This is a genomic window from Aeromonas sp. sia0103 (genome assembly GCF_963895295.1).
Taxonomy (GTDB): Bacteria; Pseudomonadota; Gammaproteobacteria; order Enterobacterales; family Aeromonadaceae; genus Aeromonas; species Aeromonas encheleia.
Map to the genome: position 1 here is coordinate 358,672 of NZ_CAWQKG010000022.1, position 18,977 is coordinate 377,648.

At 65.4% G+C, this 18,977-nt stretch carries 16 protein-coding genes; 11 read left to right on the plus strand and 5 right to left on the minus strand.

Annotated elements, in window-relative coordinates:
* Positions 1-62 precede the first annotated feature (62 nt).
* From AACW18_RS10075 to slyA, 3 genes are read right to left on the minus strand one after another with little or no spacing between them, the layout of a single operon-like run.
* Entirely contained in the window at positions 63-1,091 is a 1,029-nt protein-coding gene (locus AACW18_RS10075; RefSeq protein WP_218388552.1) for a DUF2955 domain-containing protein, read from the minus strand.
* Between the two features lie 10 nt (positions 1,092-1,101).
* A complete protein-coding gene (locus AACW18_RS10080; protein WP_042654013.1) occupies positions 1,102-2,157 on the minus strand; it encodes an HlyD family secretion protein in 1,056 nt (351 codons plus the stop codon).
* 1 nt (position 2,158) lies between these two features.
* The gene (gene slyA / locus AACW18_RS10085) at positions 2,159-2,632 is read right to left on the minus strand and encodes a transcriptional regulator SlyA (protein ID WP_218388553.1); all 474 of its coding nucleotides are present in this window, start codon (positions 2,630-2,632) and stop codon (positions 2,159-2,161) included.
* A 272-nt stretch (positions 2,633-2,904) separates the two neighbouring features.
* Between slyA and AACW18_RS10090 the strand changes: the two genes are divergently transcribed.
* Genes AACW18_RS10090 through AACW18_RS10105 form a run of 4 tightly spaced genes read left to right on the plus strand, consistent with a single transcriptional unit; the run spans position 2,905 to position 8,057 of the window.
* Positions 2,905-4,215 carry a 2-hydroxycarboxylate transporter family protein gene (locus AACW18_RS10090; protein WP_218289891.1) on the plus strand — a complete coding sequence of 437 codons (1,311 nt, stop codon included), beginning with the start codon at positions 2,905-2,907 and terminating at the stop codon, positions 4,213-4,215.
* Between the two features lie 12 nt (positions 4,216-4,227).
* Positions 4,228-5,778 (plus strand): oxaloacetate-decarboxylating malate dehydrogenase, encoded by a 1,551-nt coding sequence (gene maeA / locus AACW18_RS10095; RefSeq protein WP_218388554.1) that lies wholly within the window; start codon positions 4,228-4,230, stop codon positions 5,776-5,778.
* A gap of 17 nt (positions 5,779-5,795) precedes the next feature.
* Complete coding sequence (locus AACW18_RS10100) at positions 5,796-7,361, plus strand: ATP-binding protein (protein WP_042654009.1); 1,566 nt, start codon at positions 5,796-5,798, stop codon at positions 7,359-7,361.
* A 3-nt stretch (positions 7,362-7,364) separates the two neighbouring features.
* The gene (locus AACW18_RS10105; RefSeq protein WP_218388555.1) at positions 7,365-8,057 is read left to right on the plus strand and encodes a response regulator; all 693 of its coding nucleotides are present in this window, start codon (positions 7,365-7,367) and stop codon (positions 8,055-8,057) included.
* Between the two features lie 79 nt (positions 8,058-8,136).
* Here the strand turns inward: AACW18_RS10105 and AACW18_RS10110 are convergent, their stop codons facing one another.
* Positions 8,137-9,036: a DMT family transporter gene (locus tag AACW18_RS10110; protein WP_218328925.1), complete on the minus strand. Its 900-nt coding sequence runs from the start codon at positions 9,034-9,036 to the stop codon at positions 8,137-8,139.
* A 95-nt stretch (positions 9,037-9,131) separates the two neighbouring features.
* Here AACW18_RS10110 and AACW18_RS10115 point away from each other — a divergent pair, with 95 nt between their 5' ends.
* Positions 9,132-9,926 (plus strand): AraC family transcriptional regulator, encoded by a 795-nt coding sequence (locus tag AACW18_RS10115; RefSeq protein ID WP_218289896.1) that lies wholly within the window; start codon positions 9,132-9,134, stop codon positions 9,924-9,926.
* Between the two features lie 90 nt (positions 9,927-10,016).
* On the opposite strand, the gene exaC is transcribed toward AACW18_RS10115, so the two are convergent.
* The gene (gene exaC / locus AACW18_RS10120) at positions 10,017-11,534 is read right to left on the minus strand and encodes an acetaldehyde dehydrogenase ExaC (protein ID WP_218388556.1); all 1,518 of its coding nucleotides are present in this window, start codon (positions 11,532-11,534) and stop codon (positions 10,017-10,019) included.
* A gap of 262 nt (positions 11,535-11,796) precedes the next feature.
* Here exaC and AACW18_RS10125 point away from each other — a divergent pair, with 262 nt between their 5' ends.
* The 6 genes from AACW18_RS10125 to AACW18_RS10150 all read left to right on the plus strand — a co-directional run bounded on the left by AACW18_RS10125 (position 11,797) and on the right by AACW18_RS10150 (position 18,942).
* Positions 11,797-13,443 (plus strand): sigma-54-dependent Fis family transcriptional regulator, encoded by a 1,647-nt coding sequence (locus tag AACW18_RS10125; RefSeq protein WP_218388557.1) that lies wholly within the window; start codon positions 11,797-11,799, stop codon positions 13,441-13,443.
* Between the two features lie 326 nt (positions 13,444-13,769).
* Positions 13,770-15,056 carry a GGDEF domain-containing protein gene (locus AACW18_RS10130; protein ID WP_218388558.1) on the plus strand — a complete coding sequence of 429 codons (1,287 nt, stop codon included), beginning with the start codon at positions 13,770-13,772 and terminating at the stop codon, positions 15,054-15,056.
* A 119-nt stretch (positions 15,057-15,175) separates the two neighbouring features.
* Complete coding sequence (locus AACW18_RS10135; RefSeq protein WP_218388559.1) at positions 15,176-15,586, plus strand: VOC family protein; 411 nt, start codon at positions 15,176-15,178, stop codon at positions 15,584-15,586.
* A 102-nt stretch (positions 15,587-15,688) separates the two neighbouring features.
* Positions 15,689-16,378 carry a phosphate regulon transcriptional regulator PhoB gene (phoB, locus tag AACW18_RS10140; protein WP_042654001.1) on the plus strand — a complete coding sequence of 230 codons (690 nt, stop codon included), beginning with the start codon at positions 15,689-15,691 and terminating at the stop codon, positions 16,376-16,378.
* An 8-nt stretch (positions 16,379-16,386) separates the two neighbouring features.
* Positions 16,387-17,679 (plus strand): phosphate regulon sensor histidine kinase PhoR, encoded by a 1,293-nt coding sequence (gene phoR, locus AACW18_RS10145; RefSeq protein ID WP_042654000.1) that lies wholly within the window; start codon positions 16,387-16,389, stop codon positions 17,677-17,679.
* A 288-nt stretch (positions 17,680-17,967) separates the two neighbouring features.
* Positions 17,968-18,942 (plus strand): PstS family phosphate ABC transporter substrate-binding protein, encoded by a 975-nt coding sequence (locus tag AACW18_RS10150; protein WP_042653999.1) that lies wholly within the window; start codon positions 17,968-17,970, stop codon positions 18,940-18,942.
* Positions 18,943-18,977 lie beyond the last annotated feature (35 nt).

The following is an 18,977-nucleotide window of genomic DNA, read 5'->3' on the forward strand; positions in this document are numbered from 1 at the left end:
AAAAACGCCCCGGTAGGCATAGCGGGGCGAAAGGGAGCCATCCTTTGGCTGCAGAAAAGGGGTCAATAACCGAAGCGGGTCGCCTCGAAGCGGTTGAGCAGGCGGTGAATGAGGTAGCAGGCCAGCAGGGTGACGACGATGGCGAACATAATGCTGCTCACCCGGTACAGGGCGCTGAACACCAGATCGTTGCCCGGGGTCAGGTACTGGCCAAACAGGATGCCGAGGGTGGTGAGGGCACCGAAGCCGACCCCGGAGCCGCTGGCCTCCTTCACATGGGCATGGCTGAACAGCATGGCGCCGAGCCAGAGCAGGGGGGCGACCAGCAGCAGCAAACCGGACCAGTCGTACAGCACCAGCTGGCCGAGGATGCCGAAACTCACCCCGAGCAGGGTGCCCATGGCGCGCTTGCGGGCATAGCTCAGCGCCCCGTCCCAGTGCATGGGGAACAGCACCAGCAGGGTGGTCGCCTGGGCGGACATGGAGTCGCGCAGATCGAACAGCTGGAATACCAGAAATGAGAGGGTGGCGATGCTGGCGCCGAGCAGCGCCTCGTGCCGCATCCGGTGCGGGGCCTTGGGCGCGGCGGCGGGTTTGGGCCGCTCCTCCACATCCGGGATCAGGGCCGTCATCAGGTAGGCGATGAGCACCGACAGGACGCTGGCCCACAGGTTGCTGAAGATCAGATCGTTCAGGTCTGTCCCGGGGTAGCTGGCAAAGTGCAGCATGATGCTGAGGCTCAGCACGCCGTTGGCGCCGAACAGGAACAGGCTGCCGCGGGACATGGCGGCGAAACGGTAGAGGAACAGCAGGAAGACGATGGGGGTCATCAGGCCGGGATGGCCGCCGAACAGGCCGCCGAGCAGGCCGACCTCCAGCCCGCACGACGCGGCGGACGCGATGAGCTGGCGGGCGGCGTGACCGTTCATCACCGGTATCATCCCCAGCAGCAGCACCGGGGTGACGGTGAAGAAGACCCCGTTGCTCCAGCCGAAGATCTTGCACAACACGAAACCCAGGGTGCAGCCAAAGGCGATGCGCAGGCACTGGCGCAGCTCGTTGGCGGTGAGGGGCCTGTGCCACAGGTTCATGGCCGTCATCTCAGTAGATGTAGTGCAGCAGGCTGAGCAGGCGGATCTGGCCGCGCGCCAGCAGGGCGGTGAGGGCGTTGTCCGGCAGCAGCTGGACGGTGGCGCGAGCCCCGGCCGGCAGATGGGCGGGCAGCTGCTCGAGGGCCAGATGCAGGCGCAGGCGCTGGGCATCGCGCACCCAGCGATCCGATTCGATGGGGTTGGCCAAGAGGCCGTTGGCATCGAACTGGCCGGCGCTGACCCCGGCATCCAGGCTGGAGACCCGGGCGGCATAGAGGCGACCGGGCTCGCCGTCGAAGGCGATCAGGGCCTGGCTGCCGGGGCTGACATGGCGCAGGCTCTTCTCGCGAAAATCGGCGATCACGTCCACCTGCTCCGAGACCAGGGCCAGCAGGGGAGCCCCCGCGCTGGCCACGCTGCCCGGCTTGAGCTGCAGGTTGGTGATGATGCCATCCTGGCTCGCATGCACCTGGCTGTAGGTGAGATTGAGCTCGGCCTGGGCGAGGCGGTTGCGCGCCTGGCGCAGCAGCAGGTTGTCGTCACCGGCCAGGCCACGATTGACCCTGGCCTGCTCCATGCGGGCCTGGCTGGCCAGCAGGTTGGCCCGGGCGGTGCGGGCGGCGCTGTCCGCGTCATCTTTCTGCTGCTCGGACACCATGTGGCGACGGTAGAGGGCATCGATGCGCTCGGCCTCCCGCTGTTTCTGGGCGGTCTGGGTCTGCAGCGAGCTGTAGTCGGCGGCGGTGGCGTTCAGGGTCGCATCCAGCTGGCGATTCTGCTGCTCGGCCTGGGCCAGGGCGAGCCGGGCCTGCTCGACCGCGAGTTCGAACGGCGCGGGATCCAGCACGAACAGCAGATCTCCCTGTTTGACGTGCTGGTTGTTCGCCACCGCAACCTCGACCACCTTGCCGCTGACCTGGGGCGCCATCCTGGTGACGACCCGGGTGGCCATGGCCTGCGGGGTGAGCGGCATCTTGATGTCAGCCAGCAGGAAGTAGCCGAACACCAGGATGAAGCACAGGATGGACCACTTGATCCAGCGTTTGAATTGTTGATCCGGGGTCATCTTATTCTCTCTCTTCCTGCGGGGCGCCAATCTTGCCGAGGGCATTGGCGGAAATGCGGTGCACTGTCTCTTCAAACTGCGCCAGCTCCTGCTGGCTGATGCCGCTGAGCAGCTCATGGCGTATCCCCATGATGCGATCCTCGATCTGATCGAGCAGCGCCTTGCCCGCCGGGGTCAGGGTGACGATGCGGGCGCGCTTGTCCTGGCTGCAGCAGTGGCGCTCGATCAGGGCCTGCTCTTCCAGCTGACCCAGGGTGCGCATCAGGGAGGGCAGCTCTATCTCGAGGGCCTCGGCCAGGGTCTTCTGGCTGAGGTGGCCGCCGAGGCGGCTCAGCTTCCAGAGCGCGGTCCAGCGCGGATGGGTGAGCCCAAGTGGGGCCAGCTCGATGTCGGCCACGGTGCGCCACAAGCGGTGCAGCCGCCCCAGTTGCTCGGCGAGGGACAACTCGCGCAACATCTCCAGATCCTTTTTCATGGCAGACACCTCATATACTTAGCCTGCTAAGCATTATATTTATTTAGCAGGCTAAGTAAAGCGTGATTCAGCTCACATTAAGGTTGCGGCGGCGAGAGGCACAAAAAAAGAGGCGGTGACGGGGGCGGGGGCATTCGGTGAGGTCGGGCCGGCGTCCGGTGCTGAATGGTGCTTAAGGTTTCAATGTTTTTATATGGCTTTGCAAGCCTGCTAACCGACAGCGCCGGAGGGGATCACTAGAGTAGCGCCACACCACACGCTGGAGCATAACAATGAAAAACCTCTCTACCCCCCAAGCACAAGCCAAGGTCGCCTGGAGCGACCAACAGATCGCCGGCATGCCCATGATGATCTTCCTCGGGCTGGCCACCTGCGTCCTCTTCTCCGGCTGGAACGGCTCCCTGCCGCTCGGCATGGTCGGCGCCCTGGCGCTGATGTTCGTGCTCGGCACCCTGCTGACCGAGCTCGGCGAGCGCATCACCCCCATCCGCGAATACCTGGGGGGCGGCACCATACTCGCCATCTTCGGCGGCGCCGCGCTGTTTGAGTACCGGGTCCTGCCGGTCGAGGCGGGCCAGGTGATCATCGGCTTCATGAAGGAGGGGGGCTTCCTCAACTTCTTCATCGCCAGCCTGGTGACCGGATCTGTGTTCGGCATGAGCGGCGCCCTGCTGAAAAACGCCGCCATGCGTTACTTGCCGGTGATCCTGGGGGGCGTGGCCCTGGCGCTGCTCAGCGTCGGCCTGGTCGGCTCCCTGCTGGGCTACGGCTTCAAGAATGCGGTGCTGCTCATCGGCCTGCCCATCATGGGTGGCGGCATGGGCGCCGGCGCCGTGCCGCTGGTGGAGATCCTCTCTGGCCCGCTGCAGATGTCCAGCGCCGATCTGCTGTCACGCATGGTGCCGGCGGTGGTGATCGCCAACACCCTGGCCATCCTGGTGGGCACCATGCTGGCCCGCCTCGGCCGTCGTTACCCCTCCCTGACCGGCAACGGCAAGCTGATGATCAAGGAGAGCGGCGAGAGCGTGGCCGACGAGAAGGTCCAGGCCCCGACCCTGGAGAGCCTGGGTCTCGGGCTCTTCATCAGCTCCAGCATGTTCGTGCTGGGCTCCCTGCTCGGCAACTTCATCCCCATGCACCCCTTCGCCCTGATGATACTGGCGGTGGCCATCATCAAGGTGAGCGGCGTGCTGCCGCGCCGTTACGAGCAGGCGGCCGCCGACTGGTACCAGTTCGTGGTGAGCAACCTCACCCCCTCCCTGCTGGTGGGCATAGGCGTCGCCTACACCAGCATCCCCGAGCTTATCGGCGCCTTCTCGGTCAACTACTTCATCATGGTGCTGGTCACCGTCGTCGGCGGGGCCCTGGGGGCGGCCATCGTGGGACGGATGATCGGCTTCTATCCCATAGAGGCGGCCATCACCGGCGGCCTGTGCATGGCCAACATGGGAGGCACCGGCGATGTGGCCGTGCTGTCGGCGGCCCAGCGCATGAAGCTGATGCCGTTCGCCCAGATCTCTTCCCGTCTCGGGGGGGCCGTGATGTTGATCCTGGCCACCCTGCTCATCTCGCTGCTGGCATAAAAGGAATCGACAATGAACGACATCATGATGGGCACCAGCCTGCCCTATGCCGAACGCAAGCGACAGGGCCTGATGGGGCGCATGCCCCACAAGGAGGAGTCACTCTCCCAGCAGCGCCGCCGCATCTACCGCCTGGTCTCGGCCATGCAGAGCCCCTTCGATCAGCACCTGCTGCTGCGCCAGCTGCAGGAGGACAACCCGGTGATCTTCTACGATCTGGTGCGCCACCACCTGCCGGAGCTGCTGCCCATCATCTACACCCCTGTGGTGGGTGAGGCCTGCCAGCGGCACAGCGATCTCTACCTGCGTAGCCACGGTCTCTACCTCTCCTGGCACGACAGGGACGATCTCGACGACATCTTCGCCGCGGTGGAGCAGGAGGTGGACGTCATCGTCATCTCCGACGGTGAACGGGTGCTGGGGCTCGGCGATCTCGGCATCGGCGGCATGGGGATCTGCATCGGCAAGCTGGCGCTCTACTCCGCCGCCGGCGGCATCAATCCGGCGCGCACCCTGCCGCTGTGCGTGGATGTGGGCACCAACAATCCGGAGCTGCTGGAGGATGACTCCTACCTCGGCTGGCAGGCGCCACGGGTGGACGGGGAGCCTTACTACCACTTCATGGACAAGGTGGTGGCGGCCATTCGCCGGCGCTGGCCCCAGGTGGTGTTGCAGTTCGAGGACTTCGCCGGCAAGCACGCCGCCAACCTGCTGGCCCGTTATAGAGACGAGTTGTGCATGTTCAACGACGATATCCAGGGCACGGCGGCGGTCGCCTCCGCCTGCGTGCTGGCCGGCCTGCAGCAGGCCGGCAGCACCTTGGCGACGACCCCGGTGCTGATCGTCGGCGCTGGCTCCGCGGGCTGCGGCATCGCCGCCATGCTGGCCCAGCTGGCGGGCAGCCCTGAGGGAGTGCAGTTGTTCGATCAGGACGGCCTGGTCTGCCTGGACAGAGCCAACCTGACGCCGTCCCAGCGCCCCTTCGCCCGCCCGGCGGAGGAGGCCTGCGCCTCCCTGCCCGAGCTCATAACGCGGCTGCGCCCCGGGGTGCTGATCGGGGTGAGCGGCCAGGGCGGCCTCTTCACCGAGCAGGTGCTCGGCGCCATGGGGGCGGTGTGCGAGCGGCCGGTGATACTGCCGCTCTCCAACCCGACCCGCAGCGCCGAGGCGACGCCGGCCCAGGTGTGGCAGGCCACCGCCGGGCGCGCCCTGCTCGCCACCGGCAGTCCCTTCGCCCCGGTCGAGGTAGAGGGAGAGGCGCGGGTGGTCTCCCAGTGCAACAACGTCTACGTCTTCCCCGGCATCGGCCTCGGTGCCTGCGCCGTCAAGGCGCTCCGCATCAGCGATGGCATGTTGCAGGCGGCGGTGCGGGCGGTGGGGGCCTATCCGCTGGCGGAGGGGCGACTGCTGCCTCCCATCGAGCAGGTGGGGGAGGTGGCCCGCGCCGTGGCCAGGGCGGTGGCGATCTGCGCCCGGGACGAGGGGCTTGCCGATTTCAGCGGCGATCCTGCGCCGCTTATTGACCAGACCTGGTGGCGCCCGCACTATTGGTCCGCCTCCTGACGCTGCAAGGTTAATCGATGAAACTGCGCCACCAACTGGTCACCCTCTCCCTCGGGCTGTCACTGCTGCTGATCGTGATCCTGGGGGGCCTGCTCGCCCTCTTCATCCGCCACCTGCTGGAGAGCAACCTGCAGGAGAAGGGCAGCGATCTGGCGCGGGTGCTGGCGGCGGACACCCGGGTGGTGCAGGCCCTGCAGCAGGGCAGCGATCCCGGCCTGCGCGACTATGTGCAGGGGATCTGCAGCCGCACCGATGCCGCCTACATGGTGGTGACCGACGAACATGCCCGCCGTTTGAGCCACCCCTCCCCCGAGCTGGTCGGCGGGACCTTCCGTGGCGAGGACATCTGGCCGGTGATCAATGAGCTGCGCAGCTACTGTTCCAAGGATGCGGGCACCCTCGGCCCGGCCATCCGCTGCTTCTCGCCGGTGATAGGGGCGGACGGGCGCGCCATAGGCGCGGTGGCGGTGGGCTACCTGATGCAGACGGTGGAGGGCATCTATCTGGAGCGGATCGCCCTGCTCATCAGCGCCATCGGCGCCGTGCTGGGCTGCGGCCTGCTGCTGGCGTTCTGGTTGCAGCACCGGCTGCGGCGCACCCTGCTGGATCTGGAGCCGGAGACCATAGTCAACCGCTTCGCCCAGCAAGACCTGGTGCTGGAGGGCATCTCGGAGGGGATAGTGGCCCTCGATGGCAACCATCGCATCAAGATGCTCAACAGCGCGGCCTTCTACCAGTTGCGGCTGCCGGGTACCGGCCGCCACGCCCTGCTGGGGCAATCCCTGGCCGAGCTGGCCCCCAGCCTGTTGCCGGCCCTGAACCAGCAGGGCGGGGTGAACTTCACCGTGCAGGGGGAGGCGTTCGTCGGCCACTGGCAGGATCTCAGCGGCCGCGAGCCGGGCCGCATGCTGATCTTCAGCCGACCGGATGGCACCGGCAGCCTGGGGATGCAGGTGACCCACCTGCGCCAGTATGCCGAGATGCTGCGGATCCAGACCCACGAGTTTGCCAACAAGCTGAGCAGCCTCTCCGGCCTGCTGCAGCTCGGCCACGTGGACGAGGCGGTGGAGCTGATCCAGCAGGAAAACGAGGCCTGCCAGACCATGCTGCAGGATCTGCTGCGCTCCATCGAGAACAAGCCGGTGGCCGGGCTCATCCTCGGCAAGTTCAGTCGGGCGCGGGAGCTGGGGGTCGAGCTGGTGCTGGATCCCGGCTCGGCGCTCGGGGAGTACTCGGCCGAGATATCGGCGGATCTCATCACCTGCCTCGGCAACCTGCTGGACAACGGCATCCGCGCCGCCTGGGCCAACCGCCAGCAGTGCCCCCCCAGGGTGCTGCTCTCCGTCGACGACTTCGGGCGGCGGCTGGTGATCGAGGTGGAAGACAGCGGCGAGGGAGTGGACGAGGCGCTGGCGGATCACCTGTTCGACTACGGCGTCAGCCGCCAGATCGGCGATCACGGCGTAGGTCTCTTTCTGGTCAAGAAGACGGTGGCCCGCCGTGGGGGTGTGATAGAATGGCGACGCACCGCCGAGCAGACGACATTGTTCGGTATCTATTTGAATAAAAACCAATTGGTGTGAGCGATGAAGCCAATTTTCACTCTTGTTATCGAGGATGACGAGCGGATCGGCGCCATCCTGGCCGAGCTGATCTCCTCGACCGCGGGTTACTCCCTGCTGGGCCGGGCAGAGAGCCTGGCCCAGGCCGATCTCATGATGCGCGCCACCGAGCCCCAGCTGCTGGTGGTGGATATCTCCCTGCCGGATGGCTCCGGCCTGGAGTGGGTGAACCGGCTGCGCAGCCACAATCGCGAGGTCTATGTGGTCATGGTGACCGCCTCCTGCGACGTGGAGACCATACAGCAGGCCCTCAACCTGGGGGTGCAGGATTACATCATCAAGCCGCTGCGGCTGTTTCGCATCCAGCAGAGCCTCGACGAGATCCTGACCCTGCACCGGCGCCTGTGCGAGCGCGGCCTGCTGGAGCAGAGCGATCTCGATCGCCTGATGGGCAAGGGTCGCATTCAGCCACGGGAGGTACGCGATACCCCCAAGGGCATAGATGCCATCACCCTGCGCCAGGTGCTGGAGCTGCTGGCAGGGGAGCCGGACCAGGCCTTCTCCACCGATACGGTGGCGCTGCGCCTGTCGCTCAGCCGCACCACGGCGCGCCGTTACCTGGAGTTTCTGGAGTCCGAAGACAAGCTGGATGTGGATCTCAACTACGGCCAGCGTGGCCGCCCCGAGCGGCGTTATCACTGGCGCCGCCCCGGTTGAGGCGAGCAGGATAAACAACAAGGGAGCCTCGGCTCCCTTGTTGTTTATCTGCATCCTGCACCCTTGGTGCGGCCGGGGATCAGGCCCCTTCCAGCTGGGGCGCGCGCCGTCTCGGCTTGAACTGGGAACACATGACGCCCCCCAGGATCAGGCCGCCGCCGAGCAGGTGATAGCCGTGGATGGGCTCCCCCAGGCTGCTGACCGCGATCATGGCGGTGAACAGCGGGATCAGGTTCATGAACACCGAGGTGCGCTCAGGTCCGAGGCTGGCCAGGCCGCGCATCCAGCAGTAGGCCGCCAGCAGGGAGGAGGCGAGCCCGGCGAACAGCACCATGCTCCAGCCTTCCCGCGGCACCGCCAGCGAGTCGGCGCTGAGGGCGACCGGGATGAGCAGCAGCACCGCCAGCAGGATCTGCACATAGAGGTTGAGCCAGGGGCCGAACGGCAGCTGCCAGCGGCGGATCAGCAGGCCATAGAGCGCATAGCTGGCCGCCCCCAGCAGCATCATGCCATCCCCCGGGTTGATGCCGTTGTGCAGCAGCGCCAGGGGCTGGCCCTGACTCAGCAGCCAGAACACCCCGAACAGGGAGACGCTCATGCCCCCCAGCGCCTGCTTGCCGGGCCGCTGGCCGAAGAAGCAGGCGCCGATCAACAGGGTGAGCAGCGGCAGCAATGAGCCGATCACCCCCATGTTGGTGGCCGAGGTGCTGTGGGCGGCGTAGTAGGCCAGGCACTGGTAGAGCACCATGCCGAGCAGGGAGAGCACCAGCAGCTTGCCGAGCCAGAGGCGGACCTCGGCGCGGCGGCGCCACAGCTGCGGCAGGCAGAAGGGGGAGAGCGCCAGGGCGGCGAGCACCCAGCGGTAGAACGAGATGGCGGCGGGATCGACGACACCGGCCGCGGCCTTGGAGACCACGGTGTTGGTGGCCCAGATCAGCACCGCCATCAGGGGGAACAGGAGGGGGGAGAAGATACGCATTAAAGACTCCTTAGCATCAGGCCATCAGTCTACTCTTGTCTTTTTGTTGGCAAGTAACGTAAAACTGACAATCTATCCCGCAGAAAGGACAACCCATGCAGCCGCGTCCCCATCAGCGCCAGGATGCCGAACTGGCCGAGCCCAATCCGCTCTACCTGCGCTATCAGCAGATCCAGGCCGACAGTGCCTGCGCCTCCCACAGCCACCCCTGGGGTCAGCTCAGCATGATAAGCCTGGGGGTGATGGAGATAGTGCTGGACGAGCAGCGGCTGCTGGCCCCGGCGGACTACCTCATCTGGGTGCCGGCCGGGCTGGAGCACGCCTCCTACAACCAGCAGGCCCTCGACTACACCTCCATCTATGTCAACGACAGCCTGGCCGCCCGGCTGCCCACCGAGCCCAGGCTGCTGGAGATGACGCCGCTGATCCGGGCCCTGCTGGCGGATTTCTGCGATCGGCGGCTGGGGCACATGGAGGACGAGTGGGACAGGCGCCAGGCTGAGCTGCTGGTAGAAAAACTGAGCCGGACTCGCTGCCAGGAGAGCTACCTGCCGATGAGCCAGGACAAGCTGCTGGCCCCCATGCTGGCGGCCCTGCGCAGTGATCCCGCCGATCCCCGCACCCTGGCCCAGTGGGCCGAGCAGTTGCACAGCACCGAGCGCACCCTGGCCCGGCGCTGCGTGCGCGAGCTCGGCATGAACTTCGGTCAGTGGCGGGCCCGGCTGCGGCTGCTCAAGGCGCTGGCCTGGCTCAAGGGGGAGCTGCCCATTCAGGAGATAGGCTGGCGGCTCGGCTACGGCTCCACCTCGGCCTTCATCGCCATGTTCAACCGGGAGCTGGGCTGCTCCCCCCAGCGTTATCGTCAGCAGCTGGCCCAGCCAGGGGGCTGAGCCCGGGCTGGCGTCAGTCGGGATGAGATCGACGGATAAAGGGAGGGCGCCCTAAGGCGCCCTTGTCGGTTGGGATGAGCGACTGCCCGCCTAGAAGAAGCCGAGCGGGTTGATGTCGTGGCTCACCAGCAGGTTCTTGGTGTTCTGGTAGTGATCCAGCATCATCTTGTGGGTCTCGCGGCCGATCCCCGACTTCTTGTAACCGCCGAAGGCGGCGTGGGCCGGATAGGCGTGGTAGCAGTTGACCCAGACCCGGCCGGCCTGGATGCCGCGGCCCATGCGCCAGGCCAGGTTGCTGTCCCGGGTCCACAGACCCGCCCCCAGCCCGTACTGGGTGTCGTTGGCGATGGCCAGCGCCTCCGCCTCGTCCTTGAAGGTGGTGACCCCGAGCGCCGGGCCGAAGATCTCCTCCTGGAACACCCGCATCTTGTTCTGACCGTGGAAGATGGTGGGCTGGATGTAGAAGCCCCCCTCCAGCCCGCTCACCCTGGCGGCATTGCCGCCGATCAGCATCCTGGCCCCCTCGCCACGGCCTATTGCCATGTAGCTCAGGATCTTGTCGTACTGCTCGCGGGAGACCTGGGCCCCCACCTGGGTCACGGTGTCGAGCGGGTTGCCCTGCACTATGGCGCGGGTGCGGGCCAGCACCCGCTCCATAAAGTCGTCGTAGATCTTCTCGTGCACCAGGGCGCGGGAGGGGCAGGTGCACACCTCGCCCTGGTTGAAGAAGGTCATCAGCATGCCCTCCACCGCCTTGTCGATGTACTCGTTCTCATGACTCATCACATCGGCAAAGTAGATGTTGGGGGACTTGCCGCCGAGCTCGACGGTGGAGGGGATCATCTTGTCGGCGGCGCAGCGCAGGATATGGGCACCGATCTCGGTGGAGCCGGTGAAGGCGAGCTTCTGGAGCCGATCGCTGGTGGCCAGCGCCTGGCCCGCCTCGGCACCGAAGCCGTTGACCACGTTGACCACGCCGGGGGGCAGTATGTCCTTGATGAGATCCATCAGCAGCATGATGGTGACCGGGGTCTGCTCGGCGGGCTTGAGCACGCTGCAGCAACCGGCCGCCAGCACAGGGGCCAGCTTCCAGGCCGCCATCAACAGCGGGAAGTTCCAGGGGATGATCTGGCCGACCACGCCGATGGGCTCCTTGAAGTGGTAGCTGACGGTGTTTTGATCCAGCTCGGCGGCCGAGCCCTCCTGGGCACGGATGCAACCGGCGAAGTAGCGGAAGTGATCCACCACCAGCGGCAGATCGGCGGCCAGGGTCTCGCGCACCGCCTTGCCGTTCTCCCAGGTCTCGGCGACGGCGAGGCGCTCTATATTTTGCTCGATGCGATCGGCGATGCGCAGCAGCAGGTTGCTGCGCTCGGTGACGCTGGTCTTGCTCCAGCTGGCGAACGCCTTGTGGGCGGCATCCAACGCCAGTTCGATGTCGGCAGCGTCGGAGCGGGCCACCTCGCAGAACACCTTGCCATCCACCGGCGAGATGTTCTCAAAGTAGCGGCCGGCGCGGGGGGCGACCCAGTCGCCACCGATGAAATTGTCGTAACGGGACTTGAAGCTGACCAGGGCACCTGCCTGGCCGGGGGCGGTATAAATCATCTCGACGTCCTTATGTGTGTGGTCCTGATCGGTTGTGCCTGGGCACTCCGGCTGTCATGCCTGTTCCCTGCCGCAATCACCCATCAGCCATCGCAAACGTCATGCCAGAGGGTCTGACCAGCAGGATAAAAGTTACAAAAACGTTATCAAACGGGGTGTGGCGTCGTATCTTGATTAACCAGTGAGCCCGGTGGCGGCGTCCAGCCTGTGCCGTTTCTGGACAGTGACCGCGACACTGTGCCCTTTATGAACAGGAGGCGTGATGATCGAGTTACCTCAGTTTGCCGGCCCCATCCAACGCTCCTGGCAGCGCTGCCTGCATCAGGGGCTCAGCCGCCAGCAGAGCACCGAGCTGGACTTGCTGCCCCAGGGGGAGCTGTCCGCCCGGCTGGAGGCGAGCCAGGGGCTCGTCGCCTGCTTCCAGCGTTTCGTGTTGCCGCTGTTTGCCCAGCTGCTGGCCGGGCGACCCTGCCGGCTGCTGCTGTGTGACGCCGAGGGGGCTATCCTGGCCGCCAGCGGCGACGATGGCTTCGCCCGTCACGCCGAGCGCATCTTCTTGCGCAGCGGCGCCCGCTGGGGGGAGGCGAGCAAGGGTACCAACGCCATCGGCACAGCGCTCGCCGAGCAGAGCGAGGTGCAGGTGCTGGGGGCCCAGCACTTCTTCGCCCAGCACAGCTTCCTCAGTTGCAGCGCCTGCCCCCTGCTCGGGTCGGACGGGCAACTGCTCGGGGTGCTCGACATCTCCACCGATGCGGCCCACCACGACGGCGACATGCTGGGCACTGTGCGGCTGCTGGCGATGACCCTGGAAAACGCCCTGCTGGCCCGCCAGCCGGGCTGGCTGGTGGATCTGGAGCCCCAGAGCCTCTGGTCTGCCCGGCTGCTGCTGGGGGAGGCGGGGGAACTGCTCGGCGCGAACCGGGCCGGGCGACTCTGGCTCGGCCAGTATCCCTTCGATGGGCAACAACTGCTGCGCGAGCGCCGTGGCCTGCGGCTGCTGCCCGAACCCGCGCCCGTCGTGGCGCCTAGTCAGACGGCGTCGGTGCCGCTCAAGATGCTGGAGCGGGGCATCTCCCTGCTCGTCGAGGGGGAGACCGGCAGCGGCAAGGAGCACCTGGTGCGCATCCTGCACCGCCAGTCGAGCCGACGGGACAAGGCGCTGCTGTGCGTCAACTGCGGCGCCCTGCCGGCGGAGTTGGTGGAGGCCGAGCTGTTCGGCTACGTGGGCGGGGCCTTCAGCGGCGCCCGCAGCCAGGGCAGTCAGGGCTACCTGCGCGCCGCCCACGGCGGTATCCTGATGCTGGACGAGATCGGCGAGCTGCCGCTGTCGGCCCAGACCCGCTTGCTGCGGGTGTTGCAGGAGCGCGCCGTCACCCCGGTTGGCAGCCACAGACCCGAGCCGGTGGACTTCTGGCTGGTCAGCGCCAGCCACCGGGATCTGGCCGCCATGGTGCAGGCCGGCACCTTCCGCGAGGATCTCTACTACCGCATCTGCGGCTGGCGCCAGTCGCTTGCGCCGCTGCGGGCGCGACCGCTGGCCGAGCGCAGGGCCCTGATCCTGCACCTGCTGCGGGAGATGGATCCCGCGTTGCGGCTCGATGAGGCCGCCGAGCGCCAGCTGCTGGCCCACCCCCTGCCCGGCAACGTGCGTCAACTCAAGCAGGTGCTGGAGGTGGCCTGCGTGCTGGCGGAAGGGCTGGGCAACATCCAGCCCTCGCACCTGCATCTGCCCGAGGCGCAGACGCTGTCGCGAGCCCAGTGTGTGGGGGAGGCCGCCACCCTGAGGGAGCATAACCGGCTGCGGGTGCAGCAGACCCTGGCGGCGTGCGACGGCAACGTGAGCGAGGCGGCGCGCCGACTCGGCATCAGCCGCACCACCCTCTACCGGACGCTGCGAGCGGGCGGCTGAGGGCGCTATCGCTTCCTGCCCGCCTTGTGTACTATGGGGCGCAAGACGATTTCTCTTTATTTTTCCGTAGCATGGAGTGCTCTGTGGTAAAGATATCAAGACGTTGGCCCGCTCCCTCCTACCCCGAGCATGGGCCTGATTCCGAACGGAACTCAAGCAGGGCGTTCCCTGCGTCTGGGAGCGGCGGCCCCGCATGCCCCTAGGCATGTCACCGGCCCGTTAGCCCATGGCGCCCGCGGCGGCGCGTGTAATAACCTTTGGATACGGAGCAGGTTGGAGCCGGATCGGAAGGTGTAGAGTAAGAGTCCTGTTTAGGCGTGATACATATGCTTCCTTCCTATTCTCGCGTGACCAACCTGTTGTTCTGGGTGTTGCTGGTATTGAGCCTGCTGGCGATCCTGCTGTTTGAATTCGGGCCGGATCGACGGCTGGAGATGGTGGCCAATACCGAACTGTCCGTCACCGTGCATGATGATCGCCCGCTGGGGGGCCATTCGGTCACCTCCCTGCTCCCATCACGGGAGAAGCCCGCCATCGACTGCCAGTTGCGCGCCGGCTACGAATTTCCCTTCTGTGAGCTGGCATTGACCCTGGCCAAGCCCGAGCAGGGAATCGATCTCTCCCATTTCGACGGGGTGCGCATCAAGTTGCGGGTCGAGGGGGAGGGGGAGGGGGAGCAAGTATGGCGACTCTATCTGCGCAACTATCACCCCGCCTACTCCAAGCCCGGGGATGAGACCTCCCACAAGTTCAACGAGGTGATCTTCCGCCCCGACGATTACGGCAGTGTCCAGGACGTGCCGCTCAAGGTGTTTACCCCGGCCACCTGGTGGGTGCAGCAGTACAAGATCCCGCTCTCCCAGCAGGGGCCGGATCTGCACCACGTCTATGCCATCGAGATCGCCTCCGGCGTCGGCATGAAGCCCGGCCACTACCGGCTGGCGCTGGAGCAGATGGAGTTTTATGGTCGCTGGGGGCGGGCTGGCTCCTTCTATCGTCCCCTGCTGCTGAGCTGGCTGGCCTACGGGCTCACGCTGTTTCTGGTGCAGCATCTGCTGATGCGGGACCGGCTGCGCAAGGCCAGGGCGGCGCGGCGGGCGGCCGAGGCGTTGAGCCAGAGCCTGAGCGAGCAGAGTCGGCGCACCGAGGAGGAGGCCCGTTACGATCCCCTGACCGGGGCCCTCAACCGGTTCGGCGGCGAGAAGCTGCTCAGCGAGCTCGGCGAGATACCGCTCTCCTTCATCTATATCGACATCGATCACTTCAAGCGGGTCAACGACAACCATGGCCACCCCATGGGGGACGAGGTGCTCAAGCACATGGTGAGCGAGGTGCTGCGCCACTGCGATAGCCTCTGCCGCCTGGTGCGCTGGGGGGGAGAGGAGTTCGTGCTGGTCTGCCTGCACCATGAGCAGGGCAAGGCGCTGGCGCTGGCCGAGCGGCTGCGGGCCGCGCTGGTCGGCTATCCGCACTGGCCAAGGGGCCTGAAGATCACCGCCTCCTTCGGGGTGGCGGAGCGGCGCGGCGATCCGCTGGAAATTGTGCTCAAGCGGGCCGATGAGGCGCTCTATCGGGCCAAGAAGCAGGGCCGCAACCGGGTCGAGGTGGGGTAAGGGCGCGCGGTGGTGCCCTCAAATGCCCTGGCCGTGCTGGCCTCTGCGGGCAAAAGCCCGCTATGCTGCGCCGCAATGAGGGCGCTCGCCGCCCGGCTCATCTGACGAGGAACATCCCCATGCCGCAACTCCTTGGCGCCCTGACCCTGCTGGTGGCCGACTACGACCAGGCCATCGCCTTCTTCACCCAGGGGCTCGGCTTCGCCCTGCTGGAAGACAACCCGCTCGACGAGCCGGGCAAGCCCGGCAAGCGCTGGGTGCGGGTCGCCCCCCGTGGCGCCTCCGGTGCGGCGTTGTTGCTGGCACGGGCCGCCACCCCCGAGCAAGAGGCCGCCATCGGCCGGCAGGGCGGTGGCCGGGTCTTCCTGTTCCTCGAGACCGACGATTTCTGGGGCGATTACCATCGCATGCAGGCCTATGGCGTGCACTTTTGTGAACAGCCCCGGGTCGAGGCCTATGGCACCGTGGTGGTGTTCGAGGACCTCAGTGGCAACCGCTGGGACCTGCTGCAACGCGTCGCTGCCAACTGAAACTGAAAACGTTTATCATCCCGCCTGTCATAAAGTCATAAAAGTGTCACAGAAAGTTCTAATAATTGGCGCACCCATCTTCACAGAGGAGAGAGAAGGGATATGGCTAAGCGAATTCTGGTGGTCGAGGACGAGGCACCAATCCGCGAAATGCTCTGCTTCGTGCTCGAGCAAAAAGGATATGAGACGATTGAAGCGGAAGACTATGCCGATGGCTTGGCGAAGGTGCGTGAGCCCTACCCGGAACTTATCGTGCTGGACTGGATGATGCCCGGTGGCAGTGGCATCCAGTTTATCAAGCAACTCAAACAGGATGAGGTGACCCGCCAGATCCCGGTGGTGATGCTGACCGCCCGTGGCGAGGAGGAGGACAAGGTGCGCGGTCTGGAGGCGGGAGCCGACGACTACATCACCAAGCCGTTCTCCCCCAAGGAGCTGACCGCGCGGCTGCATGCCGTGATGCGTCGGGTCTCCCCTACCTCGGTGGACGAGGTGATCGAGGTGCAGGGGCTCAAGCTGGATCCGGTTTCCCATCGCGTCAGCGCCGAAGACAAGGCGCTCGACATGGGGCCGACCGAGTTCAAGCTGCTGCACTTCTTCATGACGCACCCGGAGCGGGTCTACAGCCGCGAGCAACTGCTCAACAACGTCTGGGGCACTAATGTGTATGTGGAGGACAGAACCGTGGATGTGCACATCCGTCGCTTGCGCAAGGCGATCGAAGAGACGGGGCACGACAGATTGATCCAGACGGTGCGTGGAGCCGGTTATCGCTTCTCAACCCGTCTCTAGGGGCTAACATGTTGCAACCTTACGCCTGGCGGCGACAGTTGTGGCGAATGGCGTTCTTCTACGCCCCCTTCGTCTTGGTAGGTTGGTTGACGAATTACCTCACCCTCTGCCTGCTGCTAGCCACCCTGCTGCACCTCGGCTGGCACTACCGCTTCCAGAAGCGGCTGTCGGACTGGCTGTGGCACGATCGCAGCCTGGTGCCCCCCAACGGCAGCGGCAGCTGGGAATACATCTTCAACGGCATCTACAAGCTGCAGCAGCGCCACCGGGCCCGGCGCCGCGAGCTGGCGGGTCTGATCCGCCGCTTTCGGGAGGGGGCCGAGGCGCTGCCCGATGCGGCCGTGGTGTTTCGCACCGATGGCAGCATCCTCTGGTGCAACCGGCTGGCGGAGCAACTGCTCGGCTTTCGCTGGCCTGAGGATGCCGGTCAGCACATCGGCAACCTGATCCGCAATCCCGCCTTCGTCGCCTACCTCGGCAAGGGGCAGTATGACGAACCCTTCGAAATGAACTCCCCGATCAACGAGGAGAAATCGCTCGAGTTTCGCATCATGCCCTACGCCGAGGATCAGGCCATGCTGGTGGTGCGTGACGTGACCCGGCTGCGCAGTCTGGAGAAGACCCGCAAGCACTTTGTCTCCAACGTCTCCCACGAGCTGCGCACCCCGCTCACCGTGCTCAAGGGTTATCTGGAGATGACCGAGGAGCCGCCCCCCCCCGCCATGTGGGCCAAGGCCCACAGGGTGATGATGGAGCAGACCATCCGCATGGACAATCTGGTCAATCAGCTGCTCACCCTGTCGCGGATCGAGGCGGCTCCGACCGTGGATCTGTCCCATCTGGTGGACATGCCCGCCATGCTGGGGTTGCTGGAGCAGGAGGCGCGGGCGCTCTCCGGGGAGCATGCGCACCAGATAGAGTTCAGGGTGCAGCCCGGCCTGCTGGTGCGAGGGGACAGGGATCAGCTGCGCAGCGCCGTCTCCAACCTGGTCTACAACGCCATTCATTACACCCCGGCGGGTCGCAAGATCAGCGTGGAGTGGCGCAAGCAGGGGGCCATGGCGCTGTTCGCGGTGCAGGACGAGGGGGAGGGGATACCGCCTGAGCATCTGGCGCGCCTCACCGAGCGCTTCTATCGGGTCGACAAGGCGCGCTCCCGCCACACCGGCGGATCCGGGCTCGGCCTCGCCATCGTCAAGCACGCGCTGAGTCATCACGATGCCCAGCTCGAGATAGAGAGCCAGGTCGGCGTCGGCAGCCGCTTCAGCTTCCTCATCCCGGCGAGGATGGTGGTGAAATAGCCTCGGCAGCAATGCGTTAGCGTCATCAAGGGGGCCTCTGCGAGGCCCCCTTCTCATCTGCCAGCATCTGCCGCCATGTCATCAAAGTGTCACATTAAATCCATAAATTTGTCATTGCCAGGTCAGATACTGGCGCCGTCTTAAGAACAGACCTTCTGTCACTTTGGAGATAGAGGCTAGGGAATGAAACTCAACAATCTGACTGATGCAGTCGGGTTGACCACCGCAAGACAGTGTTAATCGGCGCCATGTATTGGCAATAGCCTTCTGTAATTTTGGAGAGATTGGATGAAACTCAACAAACTGGCCGGTGTGATCGGATTCACCGCAGCAACCCTGTTTTCTGTCAGCACTCTGGCTGCCGGTGTGGATAAAGACCTGCCGGAATACGCCCCGACCAGCGGCATCTCGGGCAACCTGTCCTCTGTCGGCTCAGACACCCTGGCCAACATGATGACCCTGTGGGCCGAAGAATTTAAGCGCATGTACCCCAACGTCAACGTGCAGATCCAGGCCGCCGGTTCTTCTACCGCGCCGACCGCACTGACCGAGGGCGTCGCCCAGTTTGGCCCCATGAGCCGCGCCATGAAGGCCGGTGAAGAAGAGGCATTCGAGAAGCGTTACGGCTACAAGCCGACCGCCATCCGCGTCGCGGTCGATGCCCTGGCCGTGTTCGTCAACAAGGACAACCCCATCAAGGGGCTGACCATGCCGCAGATCGACGCCATCTTCTCCAGCACCCTCAAGTGCGGCGAAGCCAAGGCCGCCACCAAGTGGTCCGATCTGGGTCTGGATGGCAGCTGGTCCAGCAAGGATCTGCAGCTGTTCGGCCGCAACTCGGTATCCGGTACCTACGGTTACTTCAAGGAGCACGCCCTGTGTAACGGCGACTTCAAGAGCGGCGTGAACGAGCAGCCGGGTTCCGCCTCCGTGGTGCAGTCCGTCTCCTCCTCCCTGAACGGCATCGGCTACTCCGGCATCGGTTATGTCACCTCAGGCGTGCGCGCCGTGCCGCTCTCCAAGGATGGCAAGACCTTCATCGAGGCGACCTCTGACAACGCCATCACCGGCAAGTATCCGCTGTCGCGCTTCCTGTACGTTTACGTGAACAAGCACCCGAACAAGCCGCTCTCCCCGATGGAGCAAGAGTTTGTGAAGATGATCCTCTCCAAGGCCGGTCAGACCATAGTGGCCAAGGACGGTTACGTGCCGGTCCCCGCCAAGGTGGTCCAGGCCGACCTGAAGAAGCTGGGCCTGATGTAAGCCATCGCCTCGCCAGTACAGAACAACGAGCCCCA